Here is a 17756-nt window from a genome sequence, read left to right as displayed (position 1 = left end):
GGTTTCGTTGTGTGGAGGGAACGGAGTCGGCCATGACGGATCAGACCAGCGTCTTGCACGAGTTGGAACCGATCGTCGAGCAGAACCTCAGCGCCACCTCAGCACGGTCAAGCCGTGGGACCCGCACGACTACGTCCCGTGGAGTCGGGGACGCGATTTCGCCTTTCTCGGCGGCGAGGACTGGGCTCCCGAGGACTCCCCGCTGGACCCGGTGGCCAAGGCGGCGCTGACGGTCAACCTGCTGACCGAGGACAACCTGCCCTCATATCACCGGGAGATCGCCACCCGGTTCGGGCGCGACGGCGCCTGGGGGACCTGGGTCGGTCAGTGGACCGCCGAGGAGGGACGCCACAGCATCGCGCTGCGCGACTATCTGGTGGTGACCCGCGGCGTGGACCCCGCCAAACTCGAGGCACTCCGCATGGAGCACACCATCGCCGGGTACGACTCGGGCGACAAGACACCGCTGGCGGCGCTGGCCTACGTGTCATTCCAGGAACTCGCCACCCGCGTGTCACACCGCAACACGGGGCGGGCCTCGGGCTGCCCGATCGCCGATCAGCTGCTCGCCCGGATCGCGGCCGACGAGAACCTGCACATGGTCTTTTACCGGAACCTGATGGCGGCCGCCCTCGACATCGCACCGGACGCCGCCATGGCAGCCATCCGCGATGAGGTCGTCGGGTTCACGATGCCCGGTGCCGGCATGACCGACTTCCACGAGAATTCGATCCTCATCGCCAAGGCCGGCATCTACGACCTGCGCATCCACCACGACGAGGTGCTGCAACCAGTGTTGCGCTTCTGGCGAGTCTTCGAGCGCAGCGATTTCGGCCCGGCCGGCGAACAGGCCCGCACCGAACTCGCCCAGTTCCTGGACGCCGTCGATGAACGGGCCCGCTATTACGAGGAGAAGGCCGCCCGCCGCACGGTCGGCGCGCCGGCCTAACCCGCACGCTGCCGCAGCGCAGCGGCGGCGCTCAGCACGGCAGCGCCGACGGTGCCGACCAGCACGCTGTCCATCTTCCAGCTCTGCCAGTACAGCGGCACGTCCAGGTGCACGTCGGCGATCTGGACGAAGTCGGTGTTGACGAGCTGCTCGGGGTACATGCCCCAACCCAGTCCGGCCCGCACCGCCTCCCCGAAACCCTCGGCGGTCGGCACGAGGTGCACCGGGCGGCCGATGGGTTTGTGGAAGACCTTGCGAATCAGATTATCCTGCAGAGCATCATCTCGATTCCACGCGAGTGACGGAGCCGCGGCAGCCGCGGCGGCGGTGAATCCACCGGGCAGGTACTCACGGACATACTCCTCGACAGCCACCGGTACGTAGCGCATCACACCGAGCGACTGCACGCGGCACCCCGGCACCGCAGTGCGTTCGGTGGTCACCGCGCCCATCACCGCGCCCTCCCGCAGCAGCTTCGCCGAATGGTCCTGATCCTCGATCCGGATATCGAACAGCACGCCGGGCAGCCGGGCGAACACCGCGCTGAACCAGGTAGCCATGGAATCGGCGTTGACCGCGAGCGCGATCCGGGTACGTTCGGTCGAGCCACCCGCGGTCTCGGCCAGCGCCTCGGCCTCCAGGATCGCGGTCTGCGCGGCCAGCCGCAGCAGTGGGACCCCGGCTGCGGTTGCCCGACAGGGTTTTTCGCGGACCACCAGAACCTGGCCGACCCGCTGCTCGAGCCCCTTGATCCGCTGACTGACGGCGGACGGGGTGACATGCAGCCGCTTGGCGGCGGCATCGAAGCTGCCGAGCTCGATCACCGCGGCGAACGCGGCCAGCTGCTGACCGTCCAGCTTCATGTAATCAGGCTAATCGAATCGGAAAATCTTCACCGATTTTCAGCACCGAACCCTCAGTTAGATAGCCTCCTAATTATTAGTGTAGTATCTAAATTGCCGCCGGCGCAGCGGCAGCTGCAGGACCTCGGCGATTTCCGCCCGGGTCCTAATTTTGTTTCTGCACAACACTATTCAATGTTTCACGGGCGTTTCCGGTGTGAGCCGCACGCAACGCAGACGTATTCCATCCCTAACCACCCGGCAATGGGCAGCGCCTGTAATGGAACCAGCCGACCTCCCCGGCATCCGGCACCGTCGCCGACCGACAGACACGTGAAACACGGAGACCCCCATGTCTTTTGATTCCTCCATCGCCGAGAACATCGCCACCTCGCTGGCCGAGATCCCGCACCCGTCCCTGCCCAAGGGATCCAACATCTACGGCAGCACCAAGATCTTCCCCGACTACCAGGCCGAGGCGGGGGAGAGCTACTTCACGCTGGTGCACGGCATCGCCCACGAATCCTCCGTCGCCTTCGTCGCGGTGCTGCAGGCCACCAGGGCGCTGCGTAAGGGCTTCGAGTCGGCGCTGTACTTCTACGGACCCGGGGCCATCAACTGCCTGGCCACCCGCGGTTTCCCGAAGACGGGCGACTCCGGTTTCCCCGGCGAACAGAACATCAACGATGCCCTGGGCACCTTCATCAAGGAGGGCGGCACCGTGTTCTGCTGCCGATTCGGTCTGGGACTGCACGGTGGGCGCGAAGAGGACCTCATCGAGGGAGTCATCCCGGCGCACCCCCTCGACGTGCAGGACGCGCTGATCTACTACGCCCGCAAGGGCGCGATCATCAACTCCACCTACATGGTTTAGGCCCGACGGCCATGACCACACTCGCCGCCGTCTCGGCCAACTTCACCCGAGATCTGGAGCAGAACTACGCGCTCATCGCCGCGCTGACCGCGCAGGCCCGCGAACGGGGCGTCGACTTCATGGTGCTGCCGGAGGCGGCGGTGGGCGGCTACCTGTCCTCGCTCGGCAATCACGGTGACACCGTCAAGACAACCAAACGCTCACTGCCCCCGGCCATCCGGCTCGACGGGCCCGAAATCGCGCGGATTCAGCAGATCATCGGGGACCTCGTCATCGCGATCGGGTTCTGCGAACTCGCCGAGGACGGACAGACCCGCTACAACACCGCGGCCGTCCTGGACGGCGATCGGATCTACGGCACCTACCGGAAGGTGCACCAACCCCTCGGGGAGGGCATGTCCTACTCGGCGGGCTCCGGCTACGGCGTATTCGATACACCGATCGGCCGTGTCGGATTGCAGATCTGCTACGACAAAGCCTTTCCGGAGGCGGCCCGCATGATGGCGCTCGACGGCGCACAGATCATCGCCAGCCTGTCGGCATGGCCGGCGGCCCGCACCGCGACCGCGGAGAATCTGCAGGACGACCGCTGGACCTACCGGTTCAACCTGTTCGATATGGCACGCGCCCTGGACAACCAGGTGTTCTGGATCGCGTCGAATCAGAGCGGCACCTTCGGGTCGCTGCGCTACGTGGGCAACGCCAAGGTCGTCGACCCCGGAGGAAACGTCCTCGCCACAACGCTTCTGGACAGCGGTATGGCGGTCGCAGAAGTCGACCTCGACACCACGTTCCGCACGATGCGCGCCGGCATGTTCCACCTGCGCGACCGCAGGCCCGATGTGTACGGCCCGCTGACCGCGACCGACGCCACGCACACCGCGAAGTGGCAGGAACTCGCCCATGCCTGAGATGACCTTCGAGGTCCGCTGGCCGGACGGCAGCACCCAGCGCTGCTACTCCCCCAGCCTCGTCATCCACGACTACCTGAACACCGGCGGGCGCTACACCGTGGGCGAGTTCGTCGACCTGTCCGGACGGGCACTGACCGAGGCCAGTGACCGGGTCCGCGCCAAGTTCGGCTTCGCCTGCACCTCGGCGGCAGAGACCAACCACCGGATCACCAGTGCGGCAGCCGGATTCCCGACCGACGCGCTCATCGAGATCACCGCGATGCACCCTCCACTGGAGCAATCATGACCACCATGCACGTCCCCGTCGTCGTCATCGGCGCCGGACAGGCCGGACTGTCGGTCAGCTGGTATCTGGGCCGGGCCGGGATCGAGCACGTCGTGCTGGAGGCCTCCACCCCGGTACATGCCTGGGCCGATACCCGCTGGGACAACTTCACTCTGGTCACCCCCAACTGGCACTGCCGACTGCCCGGATACCACTACGACGGGCCCGACCCGGACGGCTTCATGACCCGCGACCAGGTCGTCACCTGGCTCTCTGGGTGGCTGGACACATTCGACCCGCCGGTGCGCACGCACACCCGGGTGACCAGACTGGCCAACGCTGCCGCCGGTGGATTCGAACTGACGATCCGTTCCGGGAGTGGTGAGGAGACCATCACCTGCGACCACGCCGTCATCGCGACGGGTGGATACCCACTGCCGGTCATCCCGTCGTACGCGGACTCGCTGAAAGACTCGGTGATGCAGCTACATTCGGAGCAGTACCGCAATGCCGGGCAGCTGCCCGAGGGCGCGGTGCTGGTGGTCGGCACCGGACAATCCGGTGCCCAGATCGCCGAGGACCTGCACCTGGCCGGGCGGCAGGTACACCTCGCGGTGGGCAGCGCACCGCGGGTGGCCCGGACCTACCGCGGACGCGACTGCATGACGTGGCTGTCGGATATGGGACTCTATGACAGGCCCGCCGCCCAGTATCCCGGCGGGAAGGCTGCCATCGAGAAGACCAACCATTACGTCACCGGCCGCGATGGCGGCCGCGATGTGGACCTGCGACAGTTCGCCACCGAGGGCATGAAGCTCTACGGCGCGCTGGCCGACGGCGCCGGCGCCATCCTGCGCTTCGACCCGACGCTGTCTGCAGCCCTCGACCATGCCGATGCGGTCTACAACTCGATCTGCGCCGATATCGACCGCCACATCGACACTCACGGCATCGACGCACCCCCGGCCACCCGGTATGAGCCGGTCTGGGTCCCCGAAACCGAAACCACCACCTTGGATCTCGGCACCGAGAACGTGGCGGCCATCATCTGGGCCATCGGCTACCGGCCCGACTACCGGTGGATCGAGGCCAGCGCGTTCGACGGTGGTGGCCGCCCCATGCAGACCCGCGGCGTCACCGGCGTACCCGGGTTGAGCTTCGTGGGCCTGCCGTGGATGCACACCTGGGGATCGGGCCGCTTTCTCGGCATCGACCGCGACGCCCAGCACATCGCCGCCACCATCATCAGCACCTACCACGAGTCGGTGCTGCGGCTCGCGGTCGGGCACTGAGGCCGGCCACCGATGCAGGGACGACAGTCGTTCGGCCGGGTCATCGCGGCACGCGCGGCCTCCGACCCCGATCAGGTCGTGGTGATCAGTGACCATGAGGGGCGCAGCGTCACCGCGGCCGAGCTCGATGCGGCGAGCAACCGGTTGGCCCGAGAGTATCTGGCCCACGGCGTGGCCCGCGACGACCTGGTCACCGTGGCCATGCCGAACAGCATCGAGTTCATCGTGGTGTGTGTCGCGATCTGGAAGGCCGGCGCCACCCCGAGCCCATGGGCGCCGGCAGTGGAGGCAGACGAACGCCGTCACCTGGAGGGGCTGGCCCGACCGGCACTCGCAGTGGGTTCGCCGCCGGAAGATCCCTCCATCCCCTGGCTGCCGGGCGATCATCGCAGCGCTCACGCAGCCGGGCCGCTACCGGACACCTGGGCCTCCAGCTGGAAGGCGCCCGCGTCCTCCGGAAGCACCGGTCGGCCGAAGCTCGTCCTGGCGGCCGCGCCGGCGCTGATCGATCCGGATCGCGAGGTGGCGCCGTTCCTGCCGCGCGCGTCCACTCAGCTGGTGAGCGCTCCGCTGTGGCACTCCGCCCAGTTCACCTACGCGTTCCGCGGCCTGTTGACCGGGCATCGGCTGGTCCTCACCGACACGTTCGACGAGCACCGGTTCTGCACGCTGATCGACCGGCACGACATCAGCTGGACACTGCTCTCCCCCCACGATATCCACCAGCTGGTGCGCCTGCGTCCCTCGGCGGATCTGCCGTCATTGGCATCGGTGCTGCACCTCGGCGCACCGTGCGCACCCGCGGACAAGCACGCCCTCATCGACTGGCTCGGCGCAGACCGCGTCATCGAGGTCTACGCGGGCAGCGAATCCAACGGGCTCACCATGATCTCCGGCACCGAATGGCTGCAGCGGCCGGGGAGCGTCGGAAAACCCATCGGCGGCACCGAAGTTCGTATCTCGACCGCCGACGGTAGGCCCGTCCCCACCGGTGGGGTCGGCCATATCTGGATGCGCCGGGGAGCCGAACCCACCTACCGGTACCTGGGCGGGCAGTCCCGACGCACCCCCGACGGCTGGGACAGCCTCGGTGATCTGGGCTGCCTGGACGCCGACGGCTACCTGACCGTCGCCGAACGCGCTTCCGACGTCATCGACGCCGGTGGCACCCCGGTGTACCCGACCCGTGTCGAACACGCGCTCACCCAGCATCCTGCGGTCCGGGAGGCGGTGGTGACCGGGGATGCCGCGACCGGGCTCACCGCGACCGTCGACATCGGCGCCGCAGAGGTCGAGTCCTCGGCACTCATCGAGTTCAGCCGGAGCCGGCTCTCCGCGCCCGAGATTCCCGCCGTCGTCCACATCAGGCGCAGTCGACTGCGCAATCAGGCAGGCAAGGTGTGCCGGAGCGCCTTCCAATCCACCGCAGCACCCGTCACCCAGGAGTCACCTATGTCGGTTTCCACCAGAGTCGACCTGGCCCTGCTCGGCTTCCGTGGCCGACCACCCGTCAGCCGCTCCGCCGGTGCCGGCCCGAGCGCCGACGGACACCTCGTCATCGACGGTCTCAATGCCGCGATCCCCCGCAATGCGGACAGCCCGTTCGTGTTCGACGGCACCCGGGTGCTGCTGGACGGTCAGGACACCGGACTCGACGTCGAGGTCATCGAACGACCCAGGTTCTATGACCTACGCACCGCCGACGGTGTGCCGTACGAGAAGCTGGCCCGCCTGCACGGTCGAAACGTGCTCGCCACCACGGTGGTTCAGACCTGCATCCGGTACACCGAGGATCAGCGCTGCCGGTTCTGCACCATCGAGGAGTCGTTGCGCGCGGGCGCCACCACAGCGGTCAAGCGGCCGGCCGAACTCGCCGAGGTCGCCGAGGCCGCGGTGCGTCTGGACGGCATCACACAGATGGTGATGACCACCGGGACCTCGGCCGGCACCGACCGCGGCGCCCGTCATCTGGCCCGGTGTGTGCGGGCGGTGAAGGCTGCGGTGCCTGCGCTGCCAATCCAGGTGCAGTGCGAGCCTCCCGCCGACCTCGCCGTCCTCACCGAACTGCGGGACGCGGGCGCCGACGCCATCGGCATCCACATCGAATCCCTCGACGAGGAGGTCCGCAGGCGCTGGATGCCGGGCAAGGCGACGGTGCCGGTCCAGCAGTATCACCTGGCCTGGCGCGAGGCGGTGCGGGTGTTCGGACGCAATCAGGTCTCGACCTATCTGCTGGTCGGTCTCGGCGAGGATCCCGACGAACTCATCGACGGTGCAGCCGAACTCATCGAGATGGGCGTGTACCCGTTCGTGGTGCCGTTCCGTCCCCAGCCGGGTTCGCTGGCCGTCGATATCGACCGGGCCGGCGCACCCGACGCCGCCGTCGTCGAAAAGGTGTCCCGCGAGGTCGCCGCGCTGCTCACCCTTGCCGGGATGGCGGGCGCCGACCAGCGCGCCGGGTGTGCGTCCTGCGGGGCCTGCTCGGTGCTGCAGGGGCTGGGGGCCTGATGATCAAGTTCGACAGCAGTGCCCATGGATTCCCGGCAGACCTGTCCATCCTGGCCGGATCACGGCGGCCCGCAGCGTTTCTCATCCGGCGCGCCGAGAGCGTGACCGACCTGGACGGCTACCGAAGGCTGCGCAAGGAGGAGTTCGTCGACGAACAGGGGTTGTTCACCGGCAGCGACCGCGATGACACCGACGACGATCCCCGCACCGTGGTGCTGGTGGCCACCGACACCGAGGGCACGGTGGTGGGCGGGGTGCGGCTGGCACCGGTCGGTTCGGTCGATCTGGGCTGGTGGACCGGCAGCCGGTTGGTCACCGCCGCCGAGATCCGTTCGGCCGGGGTGGGACCCGCACTGATCAGGGCCGCGTGCGCCTACGTCGAGTCGGCCGGAGTGTTGCGGTTCGAGGCCACCGTGCAACGCCGGTACCGGTCCCGATTCACCGCCCTGGGCTGGGCGAGTCTGGGCCAGACCGTGGTCGCCGGGCAGCCCCATGAGCGGATGCGTTGGCCGCTCAATCCCTTTCACGGCCTGGCCCAGGCCACGAAATCGTTTCTCGGTGCCACGCTGGCCCCGCTGCGGGCCGTGCGCGGCGGACTCGGCCCGGCCGGGTTCGTCGGCGACGACGGTGCGCCGGTTCCCGGGACCGACCTCGTCGCCGCCTGCGATGCCATCATTCCGTCGATGGTGGAACGCGACCCGGAGTGGGCCGGCTGGTGCGCGGTCCTGGTGAACATCAACGACCTGTCGGCGATGGGTGCCCGCCCGACCGGTCTGCTCGACGCCGTCGGTGCGCCGACCCGTTCGGTACTGGACCGGGTGATTCGCGGTATCACCGCGGCGTCGGTGGCCTGGCAGGTTCCGGTGCTCGGCGGGCACACCCAACTCGGGGTACCCGCGGCGCTGGCGGTGACGGCGCTGGGACGCACGACCGATCCGGTCCCGGCCGGCGGTGCGACCGCCGGTGACCGGATCCGACTCACCGCCGACCTGAACGGCGGATGGCGGCCGGGTTACACCGGCAAACAATGGGATTCGACCAGCGCGCGCAGCTCCGCCGACCTGGCCGCAATGGCCGGTCTGGTGGCGGCGACGCGGCCCCGCGCCGCCAAGGACGTGAGCATGGCCGGCGTCGTCGGCACGCTGGGCATGCTGGCCGAGGCCGGGGGCACCGGCGCCGAGCTCGACATGTCCGCGGTGCCGCGTCCGCCCGCCGCGAACATGGGCCCCTGGCTGACCTGCTTTCCGGGTTTCGCCATGCTGACCGCGGGTGAGCACCGCAGCCCGGCCGAACTGCCCGACGGTGTGGTGGCCGCGGACTGCGGGTCGCTGACTGCAGCGCCAGGTGTACGCCTACGCTGGCCGGACGGGGTGACGACGACCGCTTTGGCGTCGCCGGTCACCGGCATCGGCCCGGCCTGAGGGGAGCGCATGGCACCGGTGACCCTGGGCGCGGTGGCGGCGCATTTCGGCCGCGACGTGGACCGTGGCGTGTCCAAGGTGGTCGGCATCGTGGAATCCGCGGCCCGTGAGGGCGTCGACTTCCTGGTGCTGCCCGACGCCAGCCTGGGCGGGTACATCGGGGACTTCCGGGCCCCCGACCCCAACGATCCGCCGCCCGCGCTCGACCCGGACGGCCCCGAGATCAGCGCGGTCATCGCCGCGGCGGGGTCGATGACGGTATGTGTCGGGTACGCGGAGGCCGCCGCCGGTGGCAGCCGGTACAACGCCGCGATCTGTGTGTCCGGCGACGGTGTTCTCGGTAGTTACCGCAAGGTGCATCAGCCGGCCGGCGAGGCGTTGACGTATCTGGCCGGTGACCGGTTCAGCACGTTCGACACCCCGGTCGGGCCGGTCGGCATGCTGATCGATTACGACAAGACCTTCCCCGAGTCCGCCCGTGCGCTGGCCCTGGACGGTGCGCACATCATCGCGGCGTTGTCCGCCTGGCCCGCGAGCATCACCGACCGCGCATCCCGGCTGCCCGCGGACCGCCAGTCGCGGCTGTTCGATCTGTACGACTGTGCGCGCGCCGCCGAGAACCAGGTGGTGCTGGTGTCGTCGAACCAGACCGGCGTGATGGGGAACCTGCGGTTCCTCGGCCAGGCGAAGATCGTCGGGCCCGGTGGGGACGTCCTGGCCAACACCCGCTCCAAGGGTGGGCTGGCCAAGGCCGAGATCGACGTGGAGGCCGAAATCAGCCGGGCCCGAAGGGTGTTGAATCACCTTTCCGAGCTGCGCCCGGACATCTATCACGCCGGATCGCAGGGCTGAGATGCGGATCGCGCTGCTGACCTATTCGACCAAGCCCCGCGGCGGTGTGGTGCACACCGTGAACCTGGCCGAGGCGCTGGCCCGCCGGGGTGCCGATGTCACCGTGTGGTCGCTGGCCAGGGCCGGCGATCGGGGCTTCTTCCGGGCCGTGGACCCCGCGGTCGGCATCCGGCTGGTCGAGTTCGCCGACCTGCCCGGGGACACCGTAACCGACCGGATCGTGCGCTCGATCGAGGTGCTGGCCAGGGCCTTCACCCCGGACGACTATGACATCGTGCACGCGCAGGACTGCATCAGCGCCAACGCCGTCGGCGACTGCATCCGCACCATCCACCATCTCGACGAGTTCACCACCCCGATTCTGGCCGAGTGCCACGAAAAGGCGATCGTGCAACCATATGCCCGCATCTGCGTGTCGGCCGCGGTGGCGGCCGAGGTGCGGTCCGGGTGGGGCCTCGATCCCACGGTGATTCCCAATGGTGTTGATGCACAACGATTCATCGATGCCGCCTCGGATACGCAGGGCCTTCGGCGCTGGCGCCACGAGCTGGGACGCTATGTGCTGACCGTCGGCGGTATCGAGCCCCGCAAGGGCACCGTGCATCTCGTCGAGGCCTTTCACCTGCTCCGCCGGGATCACCCGGATCTGCAGCTGGTCATCGCCGGCGGCGAGACGCTCTTCGACTACCGCGACTACCGCGCCGAATTCGATTCTCGCTGTGCGGCCCTGGACATCACTCCGGTGATCCTCGGTGCCATCGCCGACGATGCGCTGCCCAGCCTGGTCGCGGCCTGCGAGGTGTTCGCGTTCCCGTCGACGAAGGAGGGCTTCGGCCTGGCCGCGCTGGAGGCACTGGCGGCGGGCCGCCCGGTGGTCGCCCGGAATCTTCCGGTGCTACGTGAGGTGTTCGGCGACACCGTGCGGTACGCGGATGACCCCGCGGGGTTCGCCGCCGCGATGGGGCAACTGCTCACCTATCCAGGCGATACCGACCCGGGGCGCACCCTCGCCAGCGCTCTGACCTGGGACGACGCCGCCAGTGCACACCTCGACTTCTACCGCGAACAGTTATCGTTGTTACAACGGTAACTGTGTTTGTAATATCGCCGGTATGACCAGCACCACGGCGACGCCGTTTCTCACCCCGCGTGGCGACGAGTTGGTGCCCAACCCGATCGCCCACGGCGGCTGGGGACCCACCCTGGGCGGCCAGGTCGTCGGCGGGTTGCTCGCCCGCGCCATCGAGGCCCAGGTCGATGACCCCGACCTGCACCCCGCCCGGTTGACGGTCGAGATCCTGCGCCGGGTAGCCACCGAACCGGTCCGGGTCAGTGCCACCGTCGTGCGTGCCGGCGGCCGGATGCGTGCCGTGGACGCCGCGATGATCCAGGACGGCCACCTCGTCGCCCGCGCCTCGGCGCTCTACCTGCGTCGTGGCACCCAGCCCGCCGGCGAGTTCTGGAGCACGGCGCTCACCCTGCCGCCGATACCGGCCGAACCCACCGATATCGGGGACAACGTACCGATGTTCATCAGGGCCTACGGGCCGACAGCAGACTCCAACAGCCTGGAATTCCCTTGGCAGCAGGCGGGACCGCGTTATGCCTGGGTCCGCGAGTTCCGCGATCTGGTGGCCGGCGAAGCACCGACACCGTTCATCCGGGCGGCGATGGCGGTCGATGTCACCAGTTCGATGACCAACTTCAGCACCGCGGGCCTGGCCTTCATCAACGCCGACTACACCCTGGCGCTCAGCCGTCTACCCGATGGCCCGTACATCGGCCTGGCCGCACTGAGCCACACCAGCGCCGACGGGATCGCCACCGGATCGACCGGACTGTTCGACCACCTCGGACCGATCGGTACCGGGTTATCCACCGCGATAAGCAATTCCGGTTTCGACCCGAAGGGCAAGTACCGCCGGCCGGACTAGCGTGGCGGCGGGAAGCCCCCGGTGGCCACCGGGCCCCAGCGCCGAGGTGTGATGCGCAGCAGGCACTTTCCCTGATCGACCATGGCCTGGCGATACTCGTCCCAGTCCGAGTGCTCCCCGGCGACCGCACGGAAGTAGTCCACCAGCGGCTCCACCGCCTCCGGCAGGTCCACTCGTTCGGCGTCACCGTCGATCTGGACGTAGGGGCCGTGGAACTCCTCGGACAGCACGGTCACGCTGGCCCGCGGGGTGCGCCCGATGTTCACCGATTTGGCGCGCTGCGGATAGCTGGCGACGACGATGCGTCCCTGCTCATCCAGCCCGCCGGTGACCGGGGAACTCTGCAGCGAGCCGTCGGCGCGGAACGTGGTCAGCACCATCGCGTGACGGGGACGGACGAACGCCAGCAGTTCCTCGAGTGAGACCTGGTCAGCGGTTGCGTAGTTGCGGGCCATAACCGGCAGTCTAGGCCGCGGCTCGTCGGTGATACCGCCGCCGCGCGAACAGCTCCCGGTACGGTATCTGCCATGTCGACCCCCCGGATCGCGCCGCTGGAGTACGCGCTGGCGTACCTGGCTCAGCAGGCCGCTCCGCTGGTGTTCCGGCCACCCAACATCCCCCGGCCGGCGCACCGTCTCGACCCGCCCGCCGTGGTGCGGGTGCCCACCCGGCACGGGCCGGTCCGCTGCTTCGTCTACCGGCCGCATCCGGCGTCGCCGCTGAGCGGCACCGCCACCCGCCGTCCGCCACTGCACATCGACATCCACGGTGGCGGCTTCGTGCTGCGCAACACCCATGAGGACGCCCATATCTGCCGCTTCCTGGCCTCCGATATCGGCTGTGTGGTGCTGGCGATCGACTACCACGCCGCACCGCAGGTGACTTTCCCTGTGGCAGAGGAGGAATGCATCGATGTACTGCAATGGGCACTCGACCATGCCGACCAGCAGGGCTGGGACGCCGAACGGGTCAGCGTCGGCGGGGCCAGCGCCGGCGCCAAGCTCAGCATGAACCTCGCACAGTACGCACACGACACCGCGATCGCGCTGCGGGCGGCGGTGCTGTCTTATGCCGTCGCCGACTGCACGCGCACCGACCGCACCTCACCCAAGGCCAACGCGGCGATTTCGCCGACGCTGCAGAAGCTTTCGGCCCGACTCTATTTCGTGGATCCGGCCAGTCACGACAGCCCGGTCGCATCGCCGTATCACGACACCGAGCTGCCGAAGAAGATGCCGCCCACCCTCATCCAGACGGGTGATCTCGACACGCTGGGGCCCGAGATGGTGGAGATCGCCGACCGCCTGCGAGAGGGCGGCGTCGATGTCACCCACACCGCGTATCCGGTCGATCACGCCTTCAACACCCAGGGAAATCGCGAGATCATGGACACCTCGATCCGGGAGATCGGTACCTTCCTGCTGGAGCGGCTGACATGAAACCAGCCGAGGTGCAGGACGGCCCGGCCGTCGAACATGTGGTCGCCGCTTTGCGGGAGCGGATGTACGGCGCCATCTCGTGTCTGGCCACCCTCGCGGCGCTGGCCCGCTATACGAGCGTGGACACGAACGCGTGGTTCCGGGTGGTCGACGTGGCGGTCGCCGCGGGCGGCCTCTGGGCGGCGGCGCTGCTGGCCGAGTTCATCGCCCGGCTCAGTGTGGAAGGAAAGGCCCCACGCGGCCGTGCGGCCTGGGCGATGCTCGCATCCTCCGGCCAGATTCTGCAGGCCGCGGCGGCGCCCGCGTTGATCTTGGCGCTGGCCGGTTTTGGCGTGCTGGACACTCCCACCGCGGTGTGGATCGCCATGTGGTTCCTGGTCGCGGAGATGGGCCTGATCGCGTTCGCCGCGGTGCACCGGGCCGGGCTGGTGTGGTGGCAGCAGGTATTGGCGGTGCTACTACTGGCCGGCGCCGGCGCCGGCGTCGTGGCGGTCAAGATGATTGCCCATCACTGATCACCGGTCTGAACCGGCCGCTCCTGCGCACTCCACTGCGACCACGACCCGGGGAACAGCGCCGCGTCCACGCCGACGGCCGACAACGCGGCCACCAGCACCGCGGCGGTGACACCCGACCCGCAGTACACGCCGACCTGCTCGGAACCGCCGAACGACCAGGCCAACGCCGACAGCTCGTCCTCGGACAGCAGGGTCCCGTCGGCGGTCAGCACCGAGGTGCTGGGCAGGTTCTTGGCGCCGGGGATGTGGCCGGCCACCGGATCGACGGGCTCGAGCTCGCCGCGGAACCGTTCGGGGGCACGGGCATCGAGCAGGTTCGGGTGTTCGGCGGCTTCCTCAGCGGTCAGTGTCGGCAGCGCGCCGGCATAGAGATCGTGCTGTTGGACGACGATGTCGCCGGGAGGTGGTGTCACCGCTCCGGTCTGTATCGCGCCTCCGGCGGCCCGCCACGCGGCCAGCCCGCCGTCGAGGATGCGCACATCGGTGATGCCCGCGGCGCGCAGCACCCACCAGGCGCGGGCGGACCCGGCTCGGTTCCAGTCGTCGTAGACCACCACCGGAACGCCGCGGCGCACACCCCAGCCCCGGGCGGCCTCCTGCAGATGCGTGCCGGATGGCAGCGGATGCCTGCCACGATCGGGCACACCGTGGTCGCTGAGCTCATCCTCCAGCGCGACGTACACCGCCCCGGGCAGGTGCCCGACTTCGTGCGCGTCACGCCCGTCGGGCGCACCCAGCTGCCACCGGACATCGAGGATGGTCGTCGGGTCGCCGGCATCGAGGCGCTGGGCGAGCTCGGTCACCGATATGAAGACATCACCGCGTGCAGTCACCCGGCGAGGGTCTCAGATCCGGTCAAGATGCGGAATAGCCGGCGCCGACCGTGCTGTTATTGGCCCTATGACTGACAACCCCGAGCTGAGCCCCACCGACTGGGTACGCGAGCAGACCAAACGCATCATCGAGAACGGCACCACCGACGGGGTCGAGGTCCTGGACCGCCCGATCGTGCTGTTCACCACCACCGGCGCCAAGTCCGGGAAGAAGCGTTATGTGCCGCTGATGCGCGTCGAGGAAAACGGCAAGTACGCCATGGTCGCCTCCAAGGGTGGCGATCCGCAGCACCCGTCCTGGTACCACAACGTCAAGGCCCATCCGCAGGTCACCGCGCAGGACGGCGACAAGGTCGTCGAGTTGACCGCCCGCGAGATCGAGGGCGCCGAGCGCGAACACTGGTGGAAGCTCGCTGTTGAGGCCTACCCGCCGTACGCGGAGTACCAGACCAAGACCGACCGGCTGATCCCGGTTTTCGTGCTGGAGTAGCCGGCGTCTAGTTCGTCGTGGTCGGTGGTGGTGTGTAGGGGGTGTACCACCACCATTGGGCGCGTTCGCCTTGTGGCCCGGGACAGGCCGGCACGTCCGGCGGGGGTGTCGTCGGCGGGCGGGCCAGCGACGCGTCGGTGAGGGTGTCACCGTCTTCGTCGGTGACTTTCAGTTGTTCGGCGGGCCCGGTCAGGGTGATGACACCCTTGTGGTGCAGGCGGTGGTGGAACGGGCAGACGAGCACCAGGTTTGACAGTTCGGTGGGGCCGCCGTTCTCCCAGTGCACCAGATGATGGGCATGCAAGCCGCGGGTGGCGCCGCAGCCCGGCACCACACACGTCTGGTCGCGGTGCTCCAGGGCGCGGCGGAGCCGGCGGCCGATGGTGCGGGTGGCCCGGCCCACTCCGATGGGGCGGCCGTGGCGTTCGAACCACACCTCACACGTCGCATCGCAGAGTAGGTAGCGGCGGTCGTCGTCGGACAGGGCGGTGCCCAGATGCAGGGCGGCGACTCGTTTCTCGATATCGAGGTGCATGACGACGGTGGTGTGCTGGCCGTGCGGGCGCCGCGCCACGTCGGCGTCCCAGCCGGCCTCGATCAAACTCATGAACGCATCCACGCCGTCCGGGAACGGCGGTGCCTGCTCAGAAATCGTGGATTCCTGGTCCCAGACGCGGGCGCTGCCGTCCTCGGGATCGATGCTGTCCTGGGCATCGTGGTCGCGTTTCCAGTCCGCGACCAGCTTGTCGCGGTGGGATTGCAGGCCGGCTTCGAATTTCGCGGCCTCCACCTTGGGCAGGGTGATCCGCCACGTGGTGGAATCGTCGTTCTCGATCTTGGTGATCCTGCGCTTGGGTTCGGGCTTGGACTCGGGCTCAGGGCGGGGTTCCTGCTTGACCGCGGTGCGCAACTGGCTCACGGTGGCGACCGCCACCAACTCCGCGTAGTGCTCATCGCAGCCCTGGCCACCCTGTTCGGCGATCACCCCGATCTGATCGAGTGACACCCGGCCCTCCCGCAAGCCTTGGGTGCAGCGGGGAAGTTCGTCGATGCGATGGGCGACGGCGACCATAGTTTCGGCGTTGCGAGGAGAGATACCGGCCTTCCAGGCCACCAACGCCTCGATCGATCGGCATCCGGTCGCACCCCACAACGAGTTCCCGTCATCAGTGCCTCTGCCGTCGATCTCGGCGACGATCTCCACCAACCGGCCATCGATCGCATTACGCTGCCCGGTCAACTCCGCCATCTCCTCGAACAACACCTCCAACCGCGACACCCGAGGTGCGTGTGCGGCGAAAGGTGTTGTCGGCGGCGGCATACCACGATTATCGCAGAGGGGTACGACAACAAAATCCGCTCAGATCCGGGCGCCGTCGACGTCCGCCGCGGCTACCCCAGTGCGACGCCGAGCTCCTCGGCGAAGACCTTGATCATGTGCTGCACCGCAATCTCGTTGCGGCCGATGATCATGTGATCGTGCTGGCCGTGCCGGACGCCCTGTCCGCACTGCGGCAGCATCGCGAAATCCTCATCACGGACCGCGGCGTGCACCCCTTCGTAGACGGTGTCGTAGAGCGCGCGCATATCGTCATCGGTCGCCGGGATGCGTCCCATCCAGCTGTGCCGGACGGTGCAGCGGGTGGGGTCCCCATCGGGCAGCATGTCGATGATCTCCACGCCGACCGGGCTGTTCGCAAGGATGAGGTTGGGATACACCCAATAGATGACGCCCATGTTGGCCGACGGATCGAGCGATGCGGCCGGGTCAGGCACTGTATTCCCCGTCGCTCCGCTTGCCCCGGTGGCGAGGTTCTTGATCCAGCTGAACGGAAATCCGATGCGGTGGTGCTTGCCGAACTCGTCGTAGACACCCGTATTGGGCAGGGTGTTCTGCCCGATGAGACTCTCGCCGTGCACGAACGGGAAGTGGTAACCCTCGGCGAACGCCTCAAGCGCCCCCTTCCAGGACACCTCCGAGGAGAATTCCCGCTCGGTGTGATAGCCATAGGAGCGGTAGTCCCACAGTGCGAGTTCATCTTTCAGTGGTCCCAGGTGCGCGTCCAGATCGATGGCGGCGTCCGCGGTGAGCACCGCCCAGATGAATCCGTAGCGTTCCTCAGACGGCAGTTCGACCAGGCCGTAGTCCTTGACATCCATCGAGTCGAAGCCGGACTTGCCCGGCACCATGAACAGCTCGCCGGTGTTCTTGTACGTCCACGCGTGGTACGGACAGACGAATCTGGCGGCATTGCCGGCGCCACAGGCCGGCATGGCACCCCGGTGGCGGCAGTAGTTCAGCAGGACGTGACTCTTGCCGGTCCGGTCCCGGGTGACCAGGAGTGAATCGCCGAGGACCGTGCGGACCACGTAATCGTTGCGCTCCGGGATCTGCGCGGACGGCACGATGGCCAGCGGCACCCTGCGCAGGATCTGGGATTCCTCGATCTCGGTGATCTTCGGATCACGGTAGTAGTGCAGCGGCACCTTGAGTTCGCGGTCGGCCATATCCGTGGTGCCGTCCAGGGCGTGGCGCAGCGCGCGGCGGGTCAACTCTTCGTCGGTGCTCTTCACTGGGCTGGTGATCACAGTCAGACCATACATTCACTATCAATTGTATTGTCA

The 17756-nt window shown here is 68.1% G+C and carries 17 protein-coding genes and 2 pseudogenes; 14 read left to right on the top strand and 5 right to left on the bottom strand.

Features of this window, described 5'->3' with window-relative positions:
- Positions 1 to 32 precede the first annotated feature (32 nt).
- A pseudogene (locus tag C6A86_RS01920) lies at positions 33 to 949 on the top strand (acyl-ACP desaturase).
- On the opposite strand, the gene C6A86_RS01915 reads toward C6A86_RS01920, so the two are convergent.
- Positions 946 to 1812, bottom strand: a complete 867-nt coding sequence (locus C6A86_RS01915; protein ID WP_311101004.1) for a LysR family transcriptional regulator ArgP — start codon at positions 1810 to 1812, stop codon at positions 946 to 948. The pseudogene C6A86_RS01920 and the gene C6A86_RS01915 overlap by 4 nt on opposite strands.
- 331 nt (positions 1813 to 2143) lie before the next feature.
- On the opposite strand from C6A86_RS01915, the gene C6A86_RS01910 reads away from it, so the two are divergent.
- From C6A86_RS01910 to C6A86_RS01865, 10 genes and pseudogenes are all read left to right on the top strand, one after another.
- Positions 2144 to 2665: an MSMEG_0572/Sll0783 family nitrogen starvation response protein gene (locus C6A86_RS01910; RefSeq protein ID WP_105361459.1), complete on the top strand. Its 522-nt coding sequence runs from the start codon at positions 2144 to 2146 to the stop codon at positions 2663 to 2665.
- A gap of 11 nt (positions 2666 to 2676) precedes the next feature.
- Positions 2677 to 3576: a carbon-nitrogen hydrolase family protein gene (locus tag C6A86_RS01905; RefSeq protein WP_105361460.1), complete on the top strand. Its 900-nt coding sequence runs from the start codon at positions 2677 to 2679 to the stop codon at positions 3574 to 3576.
- The gene (locus C6A86_RS01900) at positions 3569 to 3865 is read left to right on the top strand and encodes an MSMEG_0570 family nitrogen starvation response protein (RefSeq protein ID WP_105361461.1); all 297 of its coding nucleotides are present in this window, start codon (positions 3569 to 3571) and stop codon (positions 3863 to 3865) included. The genes C6A86_RS01905 and C6A86_RS01900 overlap by 8 nt, the downstream gene beginning before the upstream one ends.
- Entirely contained in the window at positions 3862 to 5136 is a 1275-nt protein-coding gene (locus C6A86_RS01895) for an MSMEG_0569 family flavin-dependent oxidoreductase (RefSeq protein WP_311101003.1), read from the top strand. The genes C6A86_RS01900 and C6A86_RS01895 overlap by 4 nt, the downstream gene beginning before the upstream one ends.
- Before the next feature lie 12 nt (positions 5137 to 5148).
- Positions 5149 to 6096 (top strand): annotated as a pseudogene (locus C6A86_RS01890) (AMP-binding protein); the annotation flags it as partial.
- A gap of 492 nt (positions 6097 to 6588) precedes the next feature.
- A complete protein-coding gene (locus C6A86_RS01885; protein WP_233212874.1) occupies positions 6589 to 7644 on the top strand; it encodes an MSMEG_0568 family radical SAM protein in 1056 nt (351 codons plus the stop codon).
- The gene (locus C6A86_RS01880) at positions 7644 to 9065 is read left to right on the top strand and encodes an MSMEG_0567/sll0787 family protein (protein WP_105361904.1); all 1422 of its coding nucleotides are present in this window, start codon (positions 7644 to 7646) and stop codon (positions 9063 to 9065) included. The genes C6A86_RS01885 and C6A86_RS01880 overlap by 1 nt, the downstream gene beginning before the upstream one ends.
- 9 nt (positions 9066 to 9074) lie before the next feature.
- On the top strand, positions 9075 to 9917 hold the full coding sequence (locus C6A86_RS01875) for a carbon-nitrogen hydrolase family protein (RefSeq protein ID WP_105361905.1): 843 nt from the start codon (positions 9075 to 9077) through the stop codon (positions 9915 to 9917).
- Between the two features lies 1 nt (position 9918).
- Positions 9919 to 11007 carry an MSMEG_0565 family glycosyltransferase gene (locus C6A86_RS01870; RefSeq protein ID WP_105361906.1) on the top strand — a complete coding sequence of 363 codons (1089 nt, stop codon included), beginning with the start codon at positions 9919 to 9921 and terminating at the stop codon, positions 11005 to 11007.
- A 22-nt stretch (positions 11008 to 11029) separates the two neighbouring features.
- Positions 11030 to 11851 carry a thioesterase family protein gene (locus C6A86_RS01865; RefSeq protein WP_105361907.1) on the top strand — a complete coding sequence of 274 codons (822 nt, stop codon included), beginning with the start codon at positions 11030 to 11032 and terminating at the stop codon, positions 11849 to 11851.
- Here C6A86_RS01865 and C6A86_RS01860 read toward each other — a convergent pair.
- Entirely contained in the window at positions 11848 to 12306 is a 459-nt protein-coding gene (locus C6A86_RS01860; protein ID WP_105361908.1) for a PPOX class F420-dependent oxidoreductase, read from the bottom strand. The genes C6A86_RS01865 and C6A86_RS01860 overlap by 4 nt on opposite strands.
- A 72-nt stretch (positions 12307 to 12378) precedes the next feature.
- Between C6A86_RS01860 and C6A86_RS01855 the strand changes: the two genes are divergently transcribed.
- A complete protein-coding gene (locus C6A86_RS01855) occupies positions 12379 to 13290 on the top strand; it encodes an alpha/beta hydrolase fold domain-containing protein (RefSeq protein WP_105361909.1) in 912 nt (303 codons plus the stop codon).
- Positions 13287 to 13805: a hypothetical protein gene (locus tag C6A86_RS01850; RefSeq protein WP_311101002.1), complete on the top strand. Its 519-nt coding sequence runs from the start codon at positions 13287 to 13289 to the stop codon at positions 13803 to 13805. The genes C6A86_RS01855 and C6A86_RS01850 overlap by 4 nt, the downstream gene beginning before the upstream one ends.
- Here C6A86_RS01850 and C6A86_RS01845 read toward each other — a convergent pair.
- The gene (locus C6A86_RS01845; protein WP_199196164.1) at positions 13799 to 14641 is read right to left on the bottom strand and encodes a sulfurtransferase; all 843 of its coding nucleotides are present in this window, start codon (positions 14639 to 14641) and stop codon (positions 13799 to 13801) included. The two genes, C6A86_RS01850 and C6A86_RS01845, sit on opposite strands and share 7 nt — an antisense overlap.
- A 67-nt stretch (positions 14642 to 14708) precedes the next feature.
- Between C6A86_RS01845 and C6A86_RS01840 the strand changes: the two genes are divergently transcribed.
- Positions 14709 to 15131, top strand: a complete 423-nt coding sequence (locus C6A86_RS01840) for a nitroreductase family deazaflavin-dependent oxidoreductase (RefSeq protein WP_105363042.1) — start codon at positions 14709 to 14711, stop codon at positions 15129 to 15131.
- A gap of 7 nt (positions 15132 to 15138) precedes the next feature.
- On the opposite strand, the gene C6A86_RS01835 is transcribed toward C6A86_RS01840, so the two are convergent.
- Together C6A86_RS01835 and C6A86_RS01830 are read right to left on the bottom strand one after the other, a co-directional pair.
- Entirely contained in the window at positions 15139 to 16452 is a 1314-nt protein-coding gene (locus tag C6A86_RS01835) for an HNH endonuclease signature motif containing protein (RefSeq protein WP_105363041.1), read from the bottom strand.
- Between the two features lie 71 nt (positions 16453 to 16523).
- The gene (locus C6A86_RS01830; protein WP_105363044.1) at positions 16524 to 17726 is read right to left on the bottom strand and encodes an aromatic ring-hydroxylating dioxygenase subunit alpha; all 1203 of its coding nucleotides are present in this window, start codon (positions 17724 to 17726) and stop codon (positions 16524 to 16526) included.
- Between the last annotated feature and the right edge of the window lie 30 nt (positions 17727 to 17756).

Origin of the sequence: Mycobacterium sp. ITM-2016-00316, from assembly GCF_002968335.2 — a bacterium.
In the GTDB taxonomy this organism is placed as follows: domain Bacteria; phylum Actinomycetota; class Actinomycetes; order Mycobacteriales; family Mycobacteriaceae; genus Mycobacterium.
The sequence above is the reverse complement of the archived record's forward strand: the minus strand, read 5'-3'. Positions and strand labels throughout refer to the sequence as shown.